Here is a 19,308-nt window from a genome sequence, read left to right on the forward strand (position 1 = left end):
GCAGAGCATCGTTGTCTTCGCCGGGCAGCGACCGATCCGGGCAGGCCGACCACCGGCGGGTTCCGCGCCGTTCGAGTGCTGGACGTTCACTCGGCGCCGAGGCAGTGGGCGATGCCGTGCCACAGCGTGGTGCGCAGCCGGTCGGCGTCGGGTCCGGCCTCCGCGGTGACGTCGTAGCCGCGTGCCAGGGGCAGCTCGGCGATCCGGTGCCACCGCAGTCCGAACTCGGCGGCCTGCGCGTTCGAGCACAGCAGCAGGTCCGCCGACCCCAGCGCCTCGGCGACGCCCGCGCTCAACGACTCTGCCACGACGACCTGAGCCGGTCGCAGCCCCACCGCGTCGCGCACCCGCAGCAGCCGGTCCCGCACGTGCGGCACGTCGTCCTCCGGCTGAATCCACACCCGGCGGCGCGGCGAACGGCCCGACCGGCCCACCCGCAGCGAGTCCAGGTGCACCGCCGCGCGATCCAGGTCCACGGCGGCGGCCACGCCCAACGGCACCGTCCACACCGCTTCGTCGGCGGGTACCGCGATGAGCGCGGCGCGAACGTCGTGGGTGTGCACGAGGTCCAGTCGTTCCGCCGGGGCGGCCGGGCGGAATTCGAGGAACAGCTCGTGCGCCCGCGCCTCGGCGTCCAGTTCCGCGAGCGCTCGGGTGGTGCAGGTCGCGGGCAGCGCGAGCCGCAGCGGCCGTAGTCGCGCCCGCTTCGCGTCCTGTTCCAGCGCGTCGGCGAGCCGCACCAGGCGGCGTGCCCTCGGCAGCATCTCCCGGCCGAACGGGGTCAGCCGTGCCTGGCGGGCCGAGCGGTCGAACAACCGTTCCCCGAAGTGCCGTTCCAGCGCGGCGATGCGGCGGCTGGCGACCGGCTGCGGGATACCGGCCGCGGCCGAACCGCCGGTGAAACTGCCGACTTCGCTGACGCTCACGAACGCCCGGCACCCGCCCACCAGATCCACGACGTCAGTATATATGTCGATTCGGCATGGAACCGGTCATTTTCGTCTTGGACAGCATCGCGGGCGCTCGCAAGACTGGGCGCGTCGATCAATGACGAGAGGATTCCAGTGTTCAGCCACCGCCTTCACCAGGCAGCCATCGCCGCGTTGACCGTGCTCGCCCTCGCGGGCTGCTCCGGTGTCGACGCGGCAACGCCCGCGCCCGCTCCCCCCGCCGCCACCGCTCACCAGGCCGAGTTCGGCGATCTGGAGCAACGCTTCGACGCGCGCCTCGGCGTGTACGCACTGGACACCGGAACGGGCCAGGAGGTCGCCTTCCGCTCCGACGACCGCTTCGCCTTCGCCTCCACGCACAAGGCGCTCTCCGGAGCCGAGGTGCTGCGGCGGAACACCATGGAGGGGCTCGAACGCCGGATCACGTACTCCCAGGCGGACGTCGTCAGCAACTCGCCGGTGACCGAGAAGCACGTCGCCGACGGGCTCACCGTGCGCGAAGTGATCGACGCGGCCATCCGCCACAGCGACAACACCGCGGCGAACCTGCTGTTCCGCGAACTCGGCGGCCCCGCCGAGCTCACCGCGGCGCTGCGCGGAATCGGCGATACGACGACCCGCTCGGACCGGACGGAGACGGACCTCAACCAGACGTCCCCCGGCGACCCGCGCGACACCAGCACTCCCCGCGCCCTCGCGGAGAGCCTGCGCACCTACACGACGGGCGACGTGTTGCCCGATGCACAACGCGCGCTGCTCAACGAAATGTTGAACCGGAGCCCGCTCACCCAGGAACTCATCCCGGCCGGTGTCCCCGAGGGATGGCTGGTCGGTGACAAGTCCGGTGCCGCCACCTACGGGACCCGCAACGACATCGCGATCATCCGGCCGCCGCATCGCGCGCCGATCATGCTGTCGGTGCTGTCGGACCGGCAGGCCCCGGACGCCGAGTACGACGACGCGCTGATCGCCGAAGCCACGCGCGTCGTGATCCGCGCGCTGGGGTGAGGCGATGTCCAATGAGGTGCGCGGAGCGGGTTTTTCCGTTGGCGGGTATGGAAAACCTCCGGGTTGAACACCCCCGAGAGGAAGTGGGGAGGCCCCATGGGACGGGCGAACCTGCGGCGGTTGAAGGACGTGGTGATGTCCCGCCTGGGCATCGGAAACCCGGGTCGGCGCGATCCCCTGCTGCACACCGGCCCGCGCACACCACCGGACGCACCTCGCTGAGCGCTGCCGTCGCCGCCTGCCCGTGCCGGGCGGCGACGGCGCTGGTGCGCGGTGGCGCGTGCCCCGCGCATCGGCGATGCGCGGTCCCCGGCGGCGCCGCCGGTGTGGGTGGGACTGACGTGGGCAAACATGTGATGATGTAGGAACGATGCCGCGCACCAGAGAAACGTCCACACCATCCCGTTCCGAGAGCGCCGCGAGGCGCACCGAGCGCCCGCGCCGCCGGATGAGCCCCGAGCAGCGCCGCGAACATCTCCTCGGCGCGGCGCTGCAGCTCTACGGCGAACGCGCGATGGACGACGTGACCATCGACGACATCGTCGCCGAGGCCGAGGTGTCGCGGGCGTTGTTCTACCGCTACTTCTCCAACCTGCGGGAAGTGCACGTCGCGGCGCTGACCACTGTGGTCGACGAGCTGATCGAACGGATCGCCCTCCCGCAGGAGGGGGAGCTCATCACGCAGCTGCGCGCGGGCCTGACGGAGTTCGTCACCTCGGTGGAGGCCTTCGCCAGCAGCTACACCGCATTGCTGCGCAGCGGCTCCACCATCGCGACCAGCGAGACCGAGACGCTGATCGACAAGGTGCGCAACCACGTGGTCGAGGTGGTGCGCCAACGCGTCGGCATCGACGATCCGGCGCCGCTGCTGCTGCTGACCTTGCGCGGGTGGGTGGCGCTGGTGGAGACGACGTGCGTCACGTGGCTGCAGACCCACAACCCGCCGCGCGAGGTGTTCGAGGACTGGCTCACCGACCAGCTGATCGCCATGGTCGGCACCACCGCGAGCCACGATCCCGTGGTGGCGGAACAGATCGCGCCGTTGCTGCGCGAACTCGGCTGACCTTCAGGAGTCCTGCCGGTCCTCGCAACGGGTCATCGGCCGCGACGGCTCCGCCCAGCTGACCAGACTCCTACCTCCCGAACAGGCGGTTCGCGGCGCCCAGCAGCTCCGACGTCGTCGCGAACTTGACGCGCGGCCGGCCTTCGCGCTCGCCGCGGTCGCGTTCGGCCTTGTCGATGGCGAGCATGCCGCGACGGCCGACGGATTTCGGCGCGCGAGTGCGCACCAGCCGGTCGAACCCGGTCCCGGCCGGAGCCGCCAACCGCCCTGCGGCCGCGTCGTCGAGCAGGGACCCGACCGTCTCACCGGCGCAGCCGCGGTTGGTCCCGATGCCGCCGGACGGGCCGCGCTTGGCCCAGCCGACGACGTAGGTTCCGGGCAGCGGTTCGCCCGATGACGCGGCGAGCACTCGGCCCGCCCGGTTCGGCACCGTCGAAGTGGCGGTGTCGAAGGGCAGCCCGGCGATCGGCGTCGAGCGGTATCCGATCGCCCGGATCAGCAGGCCCGCCGCGATCGAACCCGCACCACCGGAGTCGCGAACGCGCACCGACCGCACCCGGTCGTCCCCGTGCACGGCGGCGGGTTCCGTCCCGAACCGGAACACGAGGCGCTTGCCCTCGGCGGGCGGCGCGGCCCAGTCGATGTTCTCCAGCGGCAGGTCGGCGAGCAGTTCCGCCTTGCCACCGGGTTCGGCATCGGTCAGCGCCACTCGTGTCTTCGGCGCGTCCTCGACGACGAGCCGGACACCCGGAAGGTGTTGCATCGCAAGGAATTCCGGCGTGGTGAACGCGGCGCTCTCCGGCCCGCGCCTGCCGAGCAGCACGACCTCCCGCACCTTTCCGGCGCGCAGCCGCCCCAACGCCTGATCGGCGATGTCGGTGGCCGCGAGCCGTTCCGGATCGCTGAGCAGGATGCGGGCCACGTCGAGCGCCACGTTCCCGTTGCCGACGACGACGGCGCGTTCCGCCGAGAGGTCCACTTCCACTTCGGCCGCATCCGGGTGCGCGTTGTACCAGGCGACGAACGAGGTCGCCGACATGCTGCCGGGCAGATCCGCGCCTTCGATGCCGAGTTCGCGGTCGGCGGCGGCGCCCACCGCGTAGATCACCGCGTGGTGGTGGGCCGCCAGCTCCTCGTGCGTGACGTCCCTGCCGACTTCGACGTTCATGTGCAGGCTCACCCGAGGATGCCGGTAGAGCCAGGAGAAACCGTCACCGATCTTCTTCGTCGACTGGTGATCCGGCGCCACCCCGGAGCGCAGCAGACCGCCCGCCACCGGCAGCCGGTCGATCATGGTGACCTCGGCGCCGGTGTCGCGCAGCAGCGCCTGCGCCGTGTACGCGGCGGCAGGCCCGGTGCCCACGATGGCGACGCGCAGCGTGCCGACCGAAGCGGGCAGCGAGCGGGGGAAGTTCGGGGCGCCCCAGTCGTTCGAGGCCGACGTCGTCTCGTAGTACTCGCGGTTGAGCCGGGCGTAGACGGTGTCGGCACCGCGCAGCCGATCCACCGGGAAGATCGCGTCGACCGGGCAGGCATCCGCGCACGCACCGCAGTCGATGCACGTCCGCGGATCGACGTAGAGCATGTCCGTACGCCCGAAATCCGGCTCATCCGGAGTGGGGTGAATGCAGTTGACCGGGCACACCGACACGCACGACGCGTCATTGCAGCAGGTCTGGGTGATCGCATACGCCATGGTGAGGACCCTGTTCTCGGAACCGTTCGGGAGGTTCGTCTCGCTTCGGGAAGGCGGTCGAGGCTCCCGCCTTCCCGAAGCGAGCATCAACTCAAATCATGTTGGTGCGCCGGTAGATCGCCATCGCCGGGCGGGTGAGCAGACCGGCTTCGGACAGGAAGTCCATCAGGTGCACGCAGCTGTTGCGGAGCATGGACTTGCGGTGCTCGTTGCGGCGCACGGCCGCCACGGCGCGTTCCGGATCCAGCCCCACCGACTTGTAGACGTCCTTCTGCACCATGTTCGTGACGATGACGTTCGCGACCACCGAGATCAGCAGCGCGCTGGCGTGGCGTCGCACCGTGCCGACGCCGCGCAGGCTCTCCTTGATCTCCTGGCGGGCGAACTTCATGTGCCGCGACTCCTCCACCACGTGGATCTTGCTGGTGGTGCGCACGATCGACAGCACGTTCTCACCGCGCATCCAGTCCCGCTGCATGACGTCGAGGACCTCTTCGGCGACGAGGATCCCGCCGTAGGCCGATTCGGCGCTGGCGAGGGTCTTGAACAGCCTGCCGAGCAGCGCGACGGACGGCGGCGGCAGGTAGGCGGGGACCTCCATCTTCGCGCACGCGCGCGCGAACATGATCGAATGCCGGCATTCGTCCGCGATCTCGGTGAGGGCGAACCGGAATTCGGCGTTGGCGGGGTCCTTGACGTACTGATCGCGCAGGATCATCTGCTGCAGGATCATCTCGAACCAGATGCCGATGCTCATGACCGAGCACACTTCGTGCCGGGTGAGCGTGACCTGCTGCTCGGCGCTCAGCTCGTCCCACAGCGGAGTGCCGTACAGCGTGCTCCACTCCGGGTTGAGGCCGTGGGCGTCGGGGGGCAGCGGTGATTCCCAGTCCACTTCGGTGGCCGGGTCGTAGGACAGCGTCGCCGCCGAGTCCAGCAGCCGCTGCGACACGTCCTCGTCCGCAGCCGTTCGCTGCGTGGATTCGGTTGGTGTGCTGGTCATGGATGACACCTCCACTGGGCCTCGCGGGCCGCGGGACGGGTGGGTTCGCCGTTCGCGATCTACCGGCGCTGACCGGTCGCACGCTCCAGCGAAGACGCCTTATGAGACTCCGTGTCATCTTAGACAGAATGTCAATAACGTGTCGAGCACCCCATCGCACCCAGGCGGACCAGTAGCCGAAGGTGAGCCCGCCGCACCTTAAGTCAATCACTTGCTTTATGGTCGGCGGGGTTCCTCGCGGGCGTGAACGCGCACGACGCAGGGGCGATCATGGCGGCGAGCGCTGTTCGACGTAAGGAGCGACCGATGTCCATCCTGTCCCGTCCCGCAGTGGCGGCGCTGGCCGCCAAGACCATGCAACGAGCCGTCGCGGCGAGGCACCGGCCGCCGCTCGATCGATTCCCCGAATTCCCCGCCCGCACCACCGAACTCACCGTGCCGACCTCGATCGCCCCGTCCCGCGCCGTGCTCTACCGCCCGGCGGACGCGGAACCGAACCCGCCGGTGCACGTCAACTTCCACGGCGGCGGATTCGTCCTGGGCCTGCCCGAGCTCGACGACCCGCTGTGCCGGTTGATCGCGGCCACCGCGGGAGTCGCCGTGCTCAACGTGACCTACGTCCTCGCACCGCAGCACCCCTTCCCCGCGGCGCCGCACCAGGCCTTCGAGGTGACGCGCTGGGCCGCGGAGCACGGGGACCGGCACGGCTGGGACGGCGGCAGGCTGTCGGTCGGCGGGCAGAGCGCCGGTGGTTCCCTCGCGGCCGCCGTCGCCCGCCAGGCGCTCGAACAGGGCGGCCCGCAGATCGCGCTGCAAGCACTGCACTACCCGGTGCTCGACCTGGCCACCCCGGCCAAGGACAAGCCGTCGACGCTGCCCCGGCCCGCGCTGCGGCCGTGGATGGGCGAGATGTTCAACGCCTCCTACCTGCCGGACCGCAGCCGACGTTCGGACCGCCTCTGCTCCCCCGCCGCGCCGGACGACACCGCGGACCTCACCGGCATCGCTCCGGGGCTGATCGTCACCGCCGAGCACGACGGCCTCAGCGCGGAGGGCGAGCGCTACGCCGAGCGGCTCCGCGACGTCGACGCGCTGGTGCAGCACCACGTGGTCGCCGACGCCGACCACGGTTACGACGTCCGGGACGTCGCCAAAGCACGCGAGACCTACGACCTGCTCGCCTGCCACATCCGGCAGGCGCTGCACCCGCAGGCACCTGCGGACGAGTGAGACCCGCTCGACCGCGCGCCCAAAATCCCTACCCCGAAAGGAGAATCCACCGATGCCCGCCGCATTGACGCTGGAGTCCACAGTGGCCGAATGGCTCGACCACCCCGCCGGTGGGCCGATTCTGCGCCGCCTGCTCGAAGACAACGGCCAGAACCCCGGCGTGCTCAACGCCGTCCGGAATCTGCGGCTGGACCGGCTGGCGGAGATGAGCGACGGGCGGTTGAGCACGGCCGAACTCGAACGCCTCGCCGCCGAGGCCAACGCCGCGCACGTCGACTCGCCCGACCAAGGCGAACGGCCCGCGCCTCGGCCGGCGTGGAGGGAACGGATCACGCCGGGCCGCTTCACCGGCAGCACCGTGGTCATCACCGGTGCCGGCGCCGGGATCGGCCGGGCCACCGCCGCCCGCGTCGCCCGCGAAGGCGGCCGCGTGGTGGCCGCCGACGTCGCCGCGGACCGGCTCGACGAGCTGGTGGCGACGCTGGACGGACACGAGGTCGTGCCGGTGCGCGCGGACATCACCAGCCAGGACGGGGTGGCGGCCATCGTGGCCGCGGCGGACGGGCAGGTCGACGCGCTCGCCAACGTCGCCGGGATCACCGACTCCGGGATGCCGTTGCACGAGATCGACGACGAGCTGTGGCATCGGGTGATGGAGGTCAACCTGACCGGCATGTTCCGGCTCACCAGGGCGGTGCTGCCGCTGATGCTCGAGGCCGGGCGCGGTTCCATCGTCAACATCAGCTCGGAGGCCGGGCTGCGCGGATCCACCTCGGGGACCGCCTACACCACCTCCAAGCACGCCGTCGTCGGCCTCACCCGCAGTGCGGCGTTCATGTACGGCTCCGACGGAATCCGGGTCAACGCCGTCGCCCCCGGCGGGGTCGCCACCGCCATCGACGGCGCCATGGGCTCCGCTTTCGGCCGGGAGCGGCTGGAGCCGATGCTGGTGACGCTGCCGGGCGTCGCCGAGCCCGAGCACGTCGCCGCGTCGATCACGTTCCTGCTCAGCGAGGACTCCGTCAACATCAACGGCGCGCTGCTGCCCTCCGACGGCGGCTGGTCCATCCGGTGACGGCCCCCGGCTCGCCTGACCCCCGGATCAGGCGAGCCGCCCTGGTTTGCCGACAGTCAGTCAACTGAATTAAGATTGACCGCGCAGCCTGTCGACCACCCACCACATCAGGAGTGCGCGTGACTCAGCCACCTACCGGCCACCCGGGATCAACGAGCACTCCGATCTCGACGCGCAGAACCGGGTTCGGCCCGGCGCCGGACGTGGCGGCGGTGCGCGGCAGGGACGGGATCATCCAGATCCCCACCCCGTTCGGCCCGTCCGCGTGGCTGCTGACCCGGCACGCCGACGTGCGCCGGATGCTCGGCGACGCCGACACCTTCCGCAACGGATGGGGTCCCGAGGACCTGCCCGGTGAGCGCCGCGATCCACGTCAGCTCTCCGGCGACCGCAGCGGCAACCTGCTCGCGCTGGACCCGCCCGACCACACCCGGTTGCGCCGGATGCTCACGCCCGAGTTCACCGTGCGGCGGATGCGGCGCCTGGAGCCGCGGATCGTGGAGATCGTCGACGAGCACCTCGACGCGCTCGAAGAACACGGTCCGCCTGCCGACCTGGTCGCGAACTACGCGCTGCCGATCCCTTCTTTGGTGATCTGCGAACTGCTCGGAGTTCCCGTCGAGGACCAGGCCGAATTCCAGGAACGCACCAACCGCCAGCTCGACACCACGCTGCCCGAGGACGAGAAGGTCGAGCTGTCCCGGCAGTCCCTCGCCTACATGACCGGACTCGTCGAACGGGCGCGGCAGCACCCCGGCGAGGACCTCATCGGCATGTTGATCCGCGACCACAACGAGTCGCTGACCAACGCCGAACTCGTCGGCATCGCGAACCTGCTGCTCGTAGCCGGGCACGAGACGACCTCCAACATGCTCGGCCTCGGCACGCTCGCCCTGCTGCGCCACCCCGAGCAGCTCCGGCTCGTCCGCGACGACCCGGACAGCGTGGCGGGCGCGGTCGAGGAGCTGCTGCGGTGGCTCAGCATCGTCAACAGCGGCTCCCCCCGGATGGCGACCCGCGACGTCGAATTCGAGGGCAGCACGATCCGGCGCGGCGACCTCGTGTCGTTCAACCTCCCGGCGGCGAACCGGGATCCGCGGCTGCTCGACGACCCGGAACGGCTCGACGTGACCCGGGCCGCGAGCCCGCACGTCGGCTTCGGCCACGGCATCCACCACTGCATCGGCGCCCCGCTGGCCCGGATGGAGATGCGCATCGCCTTCCCCGCACTGCTGCGACGCTTCCCGAACCTGAGCCTGGCGGTGCCGGAGGACGACGTCGCCTTCGCCACCTACCAAGCGATCTACGGCGTGCAGGAACTCCCCCTCGCCTGGTGACGTTCCGGTGCGGCGATTCTCGTTGCGGGGCAAGGAGAATCGCCGCACACCCCCAGTCGGAACCGCCGTCACCTGGTGGGGCGGGTCGCGGCGATGAGTTCGCCGAAGGCGGTGGCCAAGTCCGCCTCGCGCAGCGGGTTGATGCTGACCCAGTCGCCGTTGCGACCGATCCGGACCCGCCCCCTCGGTCCGTCCACCCAGGACAGTTCGCCACCCGCGCGGACGGTGGCGCCGCCACGATTCCGCTCCGTCGCGCCCAACTGTCCCTGGCCGCGCACCTTCGGCAGCAGTTTGATGAGGTGATCGAGCTGCGCCGGATCGCCACCGTGCTCGCGCACCAGATCCCGCAGCAGGCGTTGCCGCTCGGCATCGTGGCCGACGTCGGCGATGAGCCCGTTCGCGGCTTCGACCGCTCGCGCGGGAAGCGTGATCGGCAACGCCCGGACGCCGTCCAGTTCGGGCACCATGGCGAGCAGTTCCCGCAGCAGTGAGCCCTCCGCCACCCGGTGCACCGTCACCACGTCGGCCGGGTCGGCACCGAGCTCGCGCCGCAGGATCAGCGCCGAAGACCGGTAGATCAGCGCCGCCACGCCCGTCGTGCCACCCGGCCCGCTCAGCACCAGGTCGACCGTTCCCCGATGTTCCCGCAGCGCGGCGACCAGGTCCGCCGCGAGCCCCGTCGGCCCGGAGTCATCGGCCAGGCCGCGCAGGTTCAAGGTCTGCCCGGCCGTGTTCAACAGCACTTCGCGTTCGCCGCCGATGCGGCCGAACGACGGCACCCGCAACGGGAACGGGCACGGCACTCCGGCATGCGTGGCGAGCAGGTCCAGCTCGACGAGCCCGAACCGCGCGCCCACCGCCTCGTCCACGACGCCGCCCGGGATCACGGCTGTTCCCCGCCCGCGGCCCGCAGGATCCGCTGGATCTCGGCGTCGTTGTTGAGGTATCCCGTCACGGTCTCCTGCAACGACGCGTGGAAGGTGTTCACCCTGGTGTCCGCGCCGCCGACCTCGCCGCTGAGACCGGTTTCCCCGGCCGCCTGGCGGAGTTTCATGGCCAGGTGCAGCGCGGGCGGCGCCGTGCCGAGCATCGGCAGGCGTTGTGCCAGCTCGCCCGCCGAGTTGACCAGGCCCGTGGTGCCTTCGCCGATGGCGGTCAGCGCCGCGACCTGCGTGGTGAGCTCCTCCGGCTGGAGTTGAAAGCCCTTCGACACGTTCTCGGAAGTCATCGTGTTCCCCTCACTCCCCGATGACCGGGGGCATCACCGGCTCGTCGACCTCGAAGAGCCGCTGGTCGACCATGGGCAGCCGGTTGCGGTGCTCGGCGCCCTCGTCATCGCGGTCGCGGCCCGCGCCACCACCCGGCATCATCCCGCCGCGGCCTGCTCCGCGTCCCGCGCCGGCCGCCGCTGCCTGCGCGGCGGCCGCGCGCAGCGCCGAGGCGCCGATCCCCGCGCGTCCGCCCGGCGGCAGCGCCGTATCCAGCGGCCCGGGGCCGACGAGCTTCCCCCACGGCACGCCGCCGCCCGCGGACCCACCGCCGCCCGTCGGGGATCCGCCGGAGAACCCCGCGGAGCTCGTCGAAGCGGGTCCGGTGAGCGCCTCACCCGGACCGGCGGATCCCGACGCTCCCCCTGCGCCCGTGGAACCCGCCGATGCGATCGACCGGCTGCTGCCGACCAGGCTCTGCTCGTAGGTCTGCATCACGTGCACGGCTTGGGCTTTCTGCTCGGCGGACGCGACGTTCGCGAGGAACCCGCTCGCCATGCCACCCGCCACCGCGCCCACGGCGGCCCCCATCATCGCTCCCGGAGCGGCGCCGATCCCGCCCGCGCCGGCGCCGAGGACACCCCCGATCACGGTTCCCGCCGCGGTCCCCAACGAAGTACCGGCACCGGTGAGCGCCGCGGAATCGGTCGGCGGCGGCATCGCGTCCCGCGCGACCGACAACGCGTCGCCCGCCTCCCGCACCGCCTGCCCGTTGGTGCCGGCGCGGGTGCCGATGTCCGAGGTCCGGTCCCCCAGCTCGCCCAGCTCACCGGCGGCTCGCTGCGCGGCCTGCCCGTTCCAGTTGCGTTCCAGCGCACCTCGCTGTTCGCGCAACCCTTCGGCGTGTCCGGTCAATTCGGTGCCGTGCCGCTCCCACTCACCCGCGACCTCGCCGACGTCACCGACGTCGGCGCCCTGCCACAGCATGTCGTAGAGCTGTTGGTGCGAGTAGGAGTTCCAGTTCGTCCCGTCCTCCGGGATCGGCGAACCGAAGTACCCTTCCCACACGTTGCGCAGCGCGTCCACCACCGGCTGCGCCAGCGCTCCGACCGGCCCCGCCTGCCCCAGCACGGCGGTCGCGGTGTCCGCGAGGTTCTGCACCCCGTCGGACGCCATGGCGATCAGATCGTCTTCTCCCTTGTCGGTCATGTCCCGTTTCATCCCCCTGCACACCGGACTGCGACGCGGTGAAACGGTATCCGCGACCGATGAAATCCTGATGAAACGATGATCGTCGCGGTCAGAACCATCGCCACGGCACTACCTCCGTCCGCGACGGAACACGCGAAGAACTCGGGCCGTGCGGAATGATCTTTTGAGCTGTGTCTTGTCAGCTGCGGAGCTGCTGAACAGCGACCGGCTCGAGCGAGCCGAGCACCGGCGGGTTCCTCGCGAGGACAGCGATTTCGCCGTGCATCGGACACATACGTCAGAAATCGCGGTACACCGGCAGGGGGCGGCGAGGAAGCCGCTGAGGTTCCGCCACCCGGACTCCTACGCAGACCGCTGCTTAAAGGAACACCTCACGAAGCCCACCGATCGAGTCGGTTGTTCCGGTGAGGTCCGCGAGGGTCAGTGCCGAACGGAAGTGCTCCTGGGCCTCGTTGCGCCGCCCTTCGCGCAGGCAGGTTTCGGCCAAGCGCTGGTGCATCTCCAGTTCCACCGAGCCCGGGCCGTCCGCGGGGAACGCCTCCAGCGCCCGGCGTTGCGAGTCGAGCGCGCCTGCCGGATCGCCCAGTTCGTACTCGGCCGAGCCCAACCTGGACAGGCTCCCCGCGTACAGCACGAGGTCACCGAGCTCCTCGGCGGAGTCGACGGCTTGGCGCAGCGCGGTCACCGCCTCACCGAAACGTCCGACGACGAGGTGAACACTGCCGGAGTAGCACAGCGCTCGCGCCATCATCGCGGCGCTGCCGAGCTTCTCGCCCAGCGCATGGATGCGCTCGAAGCGCTCGAGGGCCTCGTCGTGGCGCTGGTCGACGTGCTGGAGGTAGCCGAGGTACGAGTCCGCGCGCTCGATCAGCCAATCGTCGCCCAGCTCAACAGCCGCCTCGAGCGCTTCGCTCAACGCATCGACCGCTTCGTCCTTCGCCCCGGTCAATCCGGCCACCACGCCCAAGGCGCCCAGGGCGCGCGATTCCTCCCAGCGGTCGCCGAGGTTCCTGGCGGCGTGCAGCGCGTCGCGGAAGCAGCAGCGCGCCTGTTCCTGGCGGCCCTGGACGAGTTCGACGCAGCCGAGCCAGAAACGCAGCGCCGCGACCATTCGCCGCTCACCGGCATCCGCGAGGTGTTCCAGGGCGATCTCCACGACTGCCCGGCATTCGTGGACCCGTCCCCGCCGCAGCAGGTAGTCGACGCCGGCCTCGGCGATCAGGCACGCGTGGTCCACGTTTCCGGTGGCCACGGCGTGCGAGACCACGTCGGACAGGTCGCCCGCCGAGTTCAGCCATTCCACGGCGTCCCGAACCCCGCTGAACGGCGTCGCGCGGGAACACCGCTCGTCGGGGCGTCTCGCGCGCTTCCAGTCGACGGCGCGGCGGGCCGCGGTCAGGTGGAGTTCGAGCAGCCGGACGTCGGCGGCCGCGGTCTCGGACTGGTGCTCCGCGGCGAGCCGCCGCGCGAACACGGCGACCAGATCGTGCAGCCGGTACCGGTCGACGGCGGGTTGCTGCACCAGGTTCGCGTCCACCAGGTTCTCCAGCACCTGACCGGCTTGTGCGGGCGGGCAGTCCAGCATCGCCGCCATCGCGAGGCGGTCCAGCTCGGCGGACGGTGCTCGGCTCAGCGCCCGGAAAGCCCGTTGCTCGATGCCGGGAATTCGTTGGTACGACAGGCGAAACGCCGCTTCCACGCTCCGATCCCCCGCTGTCAGCTCGCCGAGCCGGGCGCCATCGTCGGAGAGCCGGGAGACCAGGTCCTCCAATGTCCACATCGGACGGTGTTGCAGTCTTGCCCCGGCGATGCGCAGCGCCAGCGGCAGCCGCCCGCACAACCGGGCCAGTTCCCGGGCCGCGGCCCGCTCCCGATCCGTCGACGGGGTGCCGACGATGCCGCCGAGCAGTCCCTGCGCCGCGTCCACGTCCAGCGGCCCCAACGAGATCCGGCGCCGCACGTCCAGCCCGGTCAGCCGTCTGCGGCTGGTCACCAGCACGCTGCTCCCGGCTCCGGCCGGCAGCAGCGGACGGACTTGCTCGGAGCTCGACGCGTCGTCGAGGATCAGCAGCAGCCGCAGCGGAATCGTCGCCGATCGCCACCACGCCGCGAGCTCGTCGAGATCATCCGGGATGGCGCTGTCATCCACGCCCACGGCCCGCAGCAGTCTCCGCAGCACCCGCTGCGGCGCCAACGCATCGCGCACCTCGCTGTGGCCGTGCAGATCCACGAACAGGCAGCCGCCGGAGCGTTCGGCGCGCAACGCCCGTGCGGCCGTCACGGCGAGCGCGGTCTTCCCGGAGCCCGCCACGCCGTCCACGGCGTCGACCGTGACGGCCGCGCCGCCCGCCGACGCGGTGAGCAGCGCCAGCTCACGATCACGGCCGACCAGGTCGCCGACATCGGCCGGGAGCTCGTCGCGCGCGGTCCCGCGCTGGACGGTCGCACGAGGCGCGGCGTCCTCACCGAGCAGCACCGCCTGCTGCGCGCGCCGGGTCTCCGCGCCCGGTTCGACGCCCAGTTCCTCCACCAGCCGGTGGCGCAGTTCGGCGTAGACCGCCAGCGCGTCGGCCCGCCGGCCACCGTCGTGCAGCGCGCGCATCAGCAGCGCGGCCAGAGTCTCGTTGTCGGGGTGCGCCGCGAGCAGCGTGGACAACTCCTCCACGGCCTCGGCGTGGCGGCCGAGCCGCAGCTCCCACTCGGCCTTCTGCTGCGCGAGCGCGATCCGCCGCTCGGTCCAGCGGCGCCGCTGGCCCGCCACGAACGGACCGGGCAGCCCGGCGAGCGGCTCGCCCGCGAACAACGCGAGCGCAGCGGCGCACAGTTCCACCGCCGCCGCCAGATCACCTGCCCGCTGCGCCGCGCGGGCTTGCGCCGCGAAGTCCTCCAGCAGCACCGAATCCACCCGCACCCGGTCACCGTGGAACCGGTATCCACCGCGGTCGCCGCTGATGACGGGGTCGCCACCGAGACTCTTGCGCACCCGGTAGACGTAGCTCGGCACGACCTTGAGCCCGGTACCCGGCGGCTCCTCGCCCCACACCGCGTCGAGCAGCTGCTGCCTGCTGACCGTGACGTCCGGCCGCAGCAGCAACGCGGTGAGCAACGCCTGCTGGCGGACCGGCCCGAGGTCCAGCGGCGTCGCACCGCGCCACGCTCGCAAGGGGCCGAGGACGGTGAAGCTCAGTCCGCACTCGGCGGACACCGGTGGGCCGTTCACCTGAACCGGCGGCATAGGAAGAGACTACGCAGTGGATCAGCTCCGAGCGGTGCTTTTCGCGAGGCTTCCGGCGAATTCCCTCGGATAGCGGCGTGCGGATCGGCGCCCGATTCTCCCTGCGAACCAGCAGTTCCGAGGCTGTGACCGGGAATATCGCGACGGCGCGGCGGTGTTGGCGTGTCATGGACGAGCCGACCACCGGCAGCACCGAACCCGCCCCGGCACGGGAACTGCTGGCCGCCGAACGCGCCGGTGCGCTGGAGCGGATCGAGTCCCTGCGGCGGCAACTGACCTCCATCCGCGAGGTCTCCACCTGGACGGGCGCCGACGACGAGCACGATCCGGAAGGCGCGACCATCGCCTACGAACGAGCCCAGCTGCAGGGCCTGCTCACCGACGCCGAGCGGGAACTGGAAGCACTGGACCGAGCCACGGCCCGCCTGGACGAGGGCAGCTACGGCCACTGCGAACGCTGCGGCGGAACCATCGGCCCCGAACGCCTGGAGGCCCTGCCCGCCACCCCCACCTGCATCACCTGCGCCACCCGCCCCTGACCAGCCGACGCAGTCGAGTCGCCACGGGCGCCGTGTACCAGTTCCGCCACGCACGGCTCGATCACCTCGCCGAGAAGACCGTTGCTGACGCCGCTGCCCAGGGGCGAGGACCTACCGTGCGATGACGCGGGCCGTCGCTGATCAGTTCGTGGACGAGGCACCCGCTCAGCATCCTCCGGCTGAGTTGGTCGGCTTCACCGGAGGCGGGCCTCGGCGAAGTGGAACGTCGGTGCCGCCGGGTCGAGGACCGGTGGCACCGCGCGGCCGTGAGCATCGGCCATCGCGCTCGGGTCCGCGAGCCGCGCGCTCCACCCGCGTGCCGCGAACCAGGTCAGCGGGTCGTCCACGCCGCTGCGCACCGGCGACCGGTTGTCACCGAGGACCTGCCGTCCTGAAGCGAACGTCCGCGCCTCGAACACGCTCCGGTCGGCGACGTCGGCGAACAGCGCGGAACCGGGCGCGGACAGCTGTCGTGCGGCGGACAGCAGCACCTCGACATCCCCCGGACCGAGGTACATCAACAATCCTTCTGCGATCCATGCCGTGGGAACGTCGGGGGGCGAACCCGGATTCCCGCAACGCGACCGGCCACGACTCCGTGAGGTCGGCGGGCACCGATGCCCAGCGCACTCCGGGCGCGGACTCGACGCCGTCGAGCACGTGCCGGACGAAAGCCACCACCTCCGGCTGGTCCACCGTGAACACGTCGACCGGCCCCGGCCAGGTGAGGCGCAGCGCGCGAGCATCGAATCCCGCGCCGAGCACAACGACCTGCCGCGCTCCGCCCGCCACGGCGGCGAGGACCGCATCGTCGATCCAGCGGGTGCGCAAGGCCAGGAAGCCGCTCATCGCCGGGACCATCGCGCCGGGAGTCGCACCCTCGGCCAGCCACCGCCACTGCTCGCTCGAGTCCGGTGCCGCCGCCACCGCCGCGTCCACCAGCTTGCGCGCCCACGGATCGCGCACCAGAGCGCCGGGAGCGGCGGATTCGACCGCGCGTTCCTGAGCCACCGCCGCGGCCGTCAGGGCCACACCCTCCGGTATCGACGGTCGCCGGTTCGCCGAAGGATCTTGACTGGTCAAGAGCGATCTCCTCTCCAGGCCCCGCCCGGAACACCACGGCTCTCGCCCGGAGGCCACGACGCTGCGACCACGGTATCCCCGGAACTTCCGGAAAGCGGCCCGGCAGCCCGGAGAAATCATTCCGGCCCGCCGACCGGAGACCCGGTGGCCGACCGCATCCGCTCGACCCGCCGGCCCGGCCCGTCAGCGCGGACCATTCCCCTAGAAGCACGCTTGATCGGACAGTAGGCGATCAGCGGGCGAGCGAAGCGGGAACTCGGACACTCGGCGCACTGCCTCGGGGGAATTGCATCTGTCGCGCAACCATGGTTAGGCTAACCTAACTACGATCTATGACCGGTGATCACACCGGTCGGCGCGCTCGCGACCCGGCGACGGAGGCAGCATGGCTTGGACCAGGACCCCGCAGGACATCTCGTTCAGCACGTTCGACCTGAACTGGGGTTTCTTCGCCCTGCGGCTCATCGACATTCGCGCCGACGTGACGCTGCTGCGCAGGTGGCTGCTGGATCCGCGGACCTCGTCGTGGTCACCGGGTCGGTCGATGAAGGTGCGGCAGCTGCTCGAAACGATGCTGCTGACGCCGGAACGCCAGGTGTTCCTGGGATTCCGCGACGACGTCCCGTCCTTCCTGTTCGAGACCTTCCCGCCCGAGTACGGCTCGCCGGGCAAGCGCTCCGGAGCGGTCGGCGTGCGACTGCTCGCCTCCCCCACCGGAGACGAGAATCCGGAGCTGGCCACGGCGATCCTGCGCACGATCGTCAAGATGGTCCTCAGCGATCCCGACACCGATCGGGTGCTGCTCGAATCGGACGTCACCAATGCGCGAATGCCCCGGATCGCGGCGGGATTCCACTCCGAGCAGCGGACCACCGCACGCGGCACCGAAGTCTGCGTCAGCATCTGCACCCGCGCGGACGTCGAGGAGGAGTACCGGCTGGAAGCGGCGGGGTGACCCGCGCGGGAGCGGTTTTCGCCGGGGGCGCAACGGAAGTCCGATCGCGCGGCGAACCAGCGGAGATCGCATCGGTGGCACCGCCTGCGGCGAACTTCCCCACGCACACCGGGATCACCCCGCGGCGGACACGACCGACCGGCGTTTCCGACGACGCTGCCGGCGGGATCCGAGGTGCGTAGGCGACGGGTTCCGTTGGCGCGCAACAGGATTCGCCGCGATCCGCGTGTCGATGCCCCGGACCGGTGTCCGGGGCACCGGGGTGCTCACTCGGCGTCGAACCGGCCGCGCTTCACCGAGTCGACGAACTTCAGGACGTCCACCCGCAGCGCCGGGCCGTCCGGGTCCTTCGAGTCCCGAACCTGACCGCGCGCACTCGACAGCTCAACGCAGTTCCCGTTCGGATTGGAACGGACGGATTTCTGCCAACGAACCTCGTTCACCGGTCAACCTCCCACTCCTTGAGAGCCTTGGCGAGGTAGTCTCGCGAATCAGTCGAGTCCATGGCGATATCACGAATCTTGAGCAACGCCTTTCGATATTCACGCACGTCATACTCAACGGGAACGAAAACCCCGGAACCGTAGTGCTCGAAATGCACGACCGCGGGCGAATCCGGAAAATCGTAGACGACGAATGGGCCTGACCAACCAGGGTGCCAACCCACTCTCAACGGCACGACCCGGATCGTCACCTTGGGCTTGTCGCCCATGTCGAGGAGATGCGCGAGCTGCGCGCTCATGATCTGGGCCGAACCGATCGGTTCGTGCACGACCGCCTCGCTGATCAGTGCTTCGAAACGCACCGGATCTCGTTTGCTCAACACCGCGCCGCGCCCGCGCGGGCGATGACTCGGGTGTCCAGATCCTCTTCGGGCAGGTCGACCTCTCCCAGGATGGTCCGGCTGTAATCCGCAGTCTGCAACAACCCCGGCACGACCATCGGCGACCACTCCGAGATCGCGGAGGCGGCGCGTTCGCACTCGATCGCGCCCGCCGACCGCTGCGGGATTCCGGCGGTGCCGACGGTGAGCCGGCTCGGTTCGCCGAGGTTGCGGGCCAGGTCGAGGATCCGCTCCCGTTCGCCCGCCGACACCCGCAGCGCTGTCAGGATCATCGCGACGGTCTCGACACCCGGTACCCGGTGGCCGGTCTCCCAGTGGGAGATCTGCGTGTGCGAGAACTCCAGTCGTCTCGCTAACACCCGGAGGCCGACTCCTCGTGTTTCCCGCGCATCGCGCAGCGCGGCCGAAAGAGCTCTCGCACGAGGCGTACCTGCGGTGGCAGCCATGCAACACCTACCTGTCGTCGCTGTTTTCCCCTGATCACACGATCGGCGCTCTGGTCGTCCCCATTCGCAACCGGTCAACGTGAGCGTCGACCGATCCGGAGCGCGGAAACAGGGCGCGGAACGCACTCGATTCTGGCGCATCCGGCGAACGAACCATTCGAGGAATCGCCAATGCCATCCGGCAAAACGCCCGATCGAGTGTTCGACGAAAAAGCCGACGCACTTGCCGCTTCGCGCGCAAATTCTCCGCACCAGAGCGTGCACGTGCGACGGCGGCATGGAGATCTGGCGAACAGGTCTCGTCAACGCGGACGGAATCGAGTTGACGAAAGCACCGGCGCCCTTCGACGACACCGGGCACGACCCGCTCACCTGACCACCCGGATCGTGCGGCCTCCCCTCCCCCGCCGCACGGATTCCGGGA

At 70.6% G+C, this 19,308-nt stretch carries 18 protein-coding genes and 1 pseudogene; 8 read left to right on the forward strand and 11 right to left on the reverse strand.

Going from position 1 to position 19,308, the window contains the following annotated elements:
- Positions 1–86 precede the first annotated feature (86 nt).
- Complete coding sequence (locus H2Q94_RS18190) at positions 87–956, reverse strand: LysR family transcriptional regulator (RefSeq protein ID WP_243788392.1); 870 nt, start codon at positions 954–956, stop codon at positions 87–89.
- 102 nt (positions 957–1,058) lie between these two features.
- On the opposite strand from H2Q94_RS18190, the gene bla reads away from it, so the two are divergent.
- From bla to H2Q94_RS18200, 3 genes are all read left to right on the forward strand, one after another.
- Positions 1,059–1,958, forward strand: coding sequence for a class A beta-lactamase (gene bla / locus H2Q94_RS18195; RefSeq protein ID WP_397545487.1), 900 nt, complete (start codon positions 1,059–1,061; stop codon positions 1,956–1,958).
- Positions 1,959–2,054: 96 nt separating this feature from the next.
- Positions 2,055–2,180 carry a hypothetical protein gene (locus tag H2Q94_RS30535; protein WP_258718615.1) on the forward strand — a complete coding sequence of 42 codons (126 nt, stop codon included), beginning with the start codon at positions 2,055–2,057 and terminating at the stop codon, positions 2,178–2,180.
- 148 nt (positions 2,181–2,328) lie between these two features.
- The gene (locus H2Q94_RS18200; protein WP_309501041.1) at positions 2,329–3,021 is read left to right on the forward strand and encodes a TetR/AcrR family transcriptional regulator; all 693 of its coding nucleotides are present in this window, start codon (positions 2,329–2,331) and stop codon (positions 3,019–3,021) included.
- Positions 3,022–3,091: 70 nt separating this feature from the next.
- Here H2Q94_RS18200 and H2Q94_RS18205 read toward each other — a convergent pair whose 3' ends face one another.
- On the reverse strand, positions 3,092–4,717 hold the full coding sequence (locus H2Q94_RS18205) for an FAD-dependent oxidoreductase (RefSeq protein ID WP_243788394.1): 1,626 nt from the start codon (positions 4,715–4,717) through the stop codon (positions 3,092–3,094).
- Between the two features lie 91 nt (positions 4,718–4,808).
- On the reverse strand, positions 4,809–5,720 hold the full coding sequence (locus H2Q94_RS18210; protein WP_243788395.1) for an AurF N-oxygenase family protein: 912 nt from the start codon (positions 5,718–5,720) through the stop codon (positions 4,809–4,811).
- Between the two features lie 306 nt (positions 5,721–6,026).
- Between H2Q94_RS18210 and H2Q94_RS18215 the strand changes: the two genes are divergently transcribed.
- The 3 genes from H2Q94_RS18215 to H2Q94_RS18225 all read left to right on the forward strand — a co-directional run bounded on the left by H2Q94_RS18215 (position 6,027) and on the right by H2Q94_RS18225 (position 9,362).
- Positions 6,027–6,950: an alpha/beta hydrolase gene (locus H2Q94_RS18215; RefSeq protein ID WP_243788396.1), complete on the forward strand. Its 924-nt coding sequence runs from the start codon at positions 6,027–6,029 to the stop codon at positions 6,948–6,950.
- A 52-nt stretch (positions 6,951–7,002) separates the two neighbouring features.
- A complete protein-coding gene (locus H2Q94_RS18220) occupies positions 7,003–8,025 on the forward strand; it encodes an SDR family NAD(P)-dependent oxidoreductase (RefSeq protein WP_243788397.1) in 1,023 nt (340 codons plus the stop codon).
- 119 nt (positions 8,026–8,144) lie between these two features.
- Entirely contained in the window at positions 8,145–9,362 is a 1,218-nt protein-coding gene (locus H2Q94_RS18225; protein ID WP_243788398.1) for a cytochrome P450, read from the forward strand.
- A gap of 68 nt (positions 9,363–9,430) precedes the next feature.
- Here H2Q94_RS18225 and H2Q94_RS18230 read toward each other — a convergent pair whose 3' ends face one another.
- The 4 genes from H2Q94_RS18230 to H2Q94_RS18245 all read right to left on the reverse strand — a co-directional run bounded on the left by H2Q94_RS18230 (position 9,431) and on the right by H2Q94_RS18245 (position 15,017).
- On the reverse strand, positions 9,431–10,249 hold the full coding sequence (locus H2Q94_RS18230; protein ID WP_243788399.1) for an ESX secretion-associated protein EspG: 819 nt from the start codon (positions 10,247–10,249) through the stop codon (positions 9,431–9,433).
- Positions 10,246–10,590 carry a hypothetical protein gene (locus H2Q94_RS18235; RefSeq protein ID WP_243788400.1) on the reverse strand — a complete coding sequence of 115 codons (345 nt, stop codon included), beginning with the start codon at positions 10,588–10,590 and terminating at the stop codon, positions 10,246–10,248. The genes H2Q94_RS18230 and H2Q94_RS18235 overlap by 4 nt, the downstream gene beginning before the upstream one ends.
- A gap of 10 nt (positions 10,591–10,600) precedes the next feature.
- Positions 10,601–11,779, reverse strand: coding sequence for a WXG100 family type VII secretion target (locus H2Q94_RS18240; RefSeq protein WP_243788401.1), 1,179 nt, complete (start codon positions 11,777–11,779; stop codon positions 10,601–10,603).
- Positions 11,780–12,140: 361 nt separating this feature from the next.
- Entirely contained in the window at positions 12,141–15,017 is a 2,877-nt protein-coding gene (locus H2Q94_RS18245) for an AfsR/SARP family transcriptional regulator (protein WP_243788402.1), read from the reverse strand.
- Positions 15,018–15,184: 167 nt separating this feature from the next.
- Here H2Q94_RS18245 and H2Q94_RS18250 point away from each other — a divergent pair, with 167 nt between their 5' ends.
- Positions 15,185–15,556 (forward strand): TraR/DksA family transcriptional regulator, encoded by a 372-nt coding sequence (locus H2Q94_RS18250; protein ID WP_243788403.1) that lies wholly within the window; start codon positions 15,185–15,187, stop codon positions 15,554–15,556.
- Between the two features lie 194 nt (positions 15,557–15,750).
- Here H2Q94_RS18250 and H2Q94_RS18255 read toward each other — a convergent pair whose 3' ends face one another.
- On the reverse strand, positions 15,751–15,915 hold the full coding sequence (locus H2Q94_RS18255; RefSeq protein WP_243788404.1) for a hypothetical protein: 165 nt from the start codon (positions 15,913–15,915) through the stop codon (positions 15,751–15,753).
- A gap of 13 nt (positions 15,916–15,928) precedes the next feature.
- Positions 15,929–16,639, reverse strand: a complete 711-nt coding sequence (locus H2Q94_RS18260; protein WP_243788405.1) for an SAM-dependent methyltransferase — start codon at positions 16,637–16,639, stop codon at positions 15,929–15,931.
- Positions 16,640–17,024: 385 nt separating this feature from the next.
- On the opposite strand from H2Q94_RS18260, the gene H2Q94_RS18265 reads away from it, so the two are divergent.
- On the forward strand, positions 17,025–17,594 hold the full coding sequence (locus H2Q94_RS18265; RefSeq protein WP_243788406.1) for a GNAT family N-acetyltransferase: 570 nt from the start codon (positions 17,025–17,027) through the stop codon (positions 17,592–17,594).
- Positions 17,595–17,860: 266 nt separating this feature from the next.
- On the opposite strand, the gene H2Q94_RS18270 is transcribed toward H2Q94_RS18265, so the two are convergent.
- Together H2Q94_RS18270 and H2Q94_RS31010 are read right to left on the reverse strand one after the other, a co-directional pair.
- A complete protein-coding gene (locus tag H2Q94_RS18270; protein WP_243788407.1) occupies positions 17,861–18,037 on the reverse strand; it encodes a DUF397 domain-containing protein in 177 nt (58 codons plus the stop codon).
- Positions 18,034–19,163: pseudogene (locus tag H2Q94_RS31010) on the reverse strand (helix-turn-helix domain-containing protein). Before H2Q94_RS31010 ends, H2Q94_RS18270 begins: the two are co-directional and overlap by 4 nt.
- Positions 19,164–19,308: the final 145 nt, after the last annotated feature.

It is taken from the genome of Saccharopolyspora gloriosae, assembly GCF_022828475.1.
GTDB classification, from domain to species: domain Bacteria; phylum Actinomycetota; class Actinomycetes; order Mycobacteriales; family Pseudonocardiaceae; genus Saccharopolyspora_C; species Saccharopolyspora_C gloriosae_A.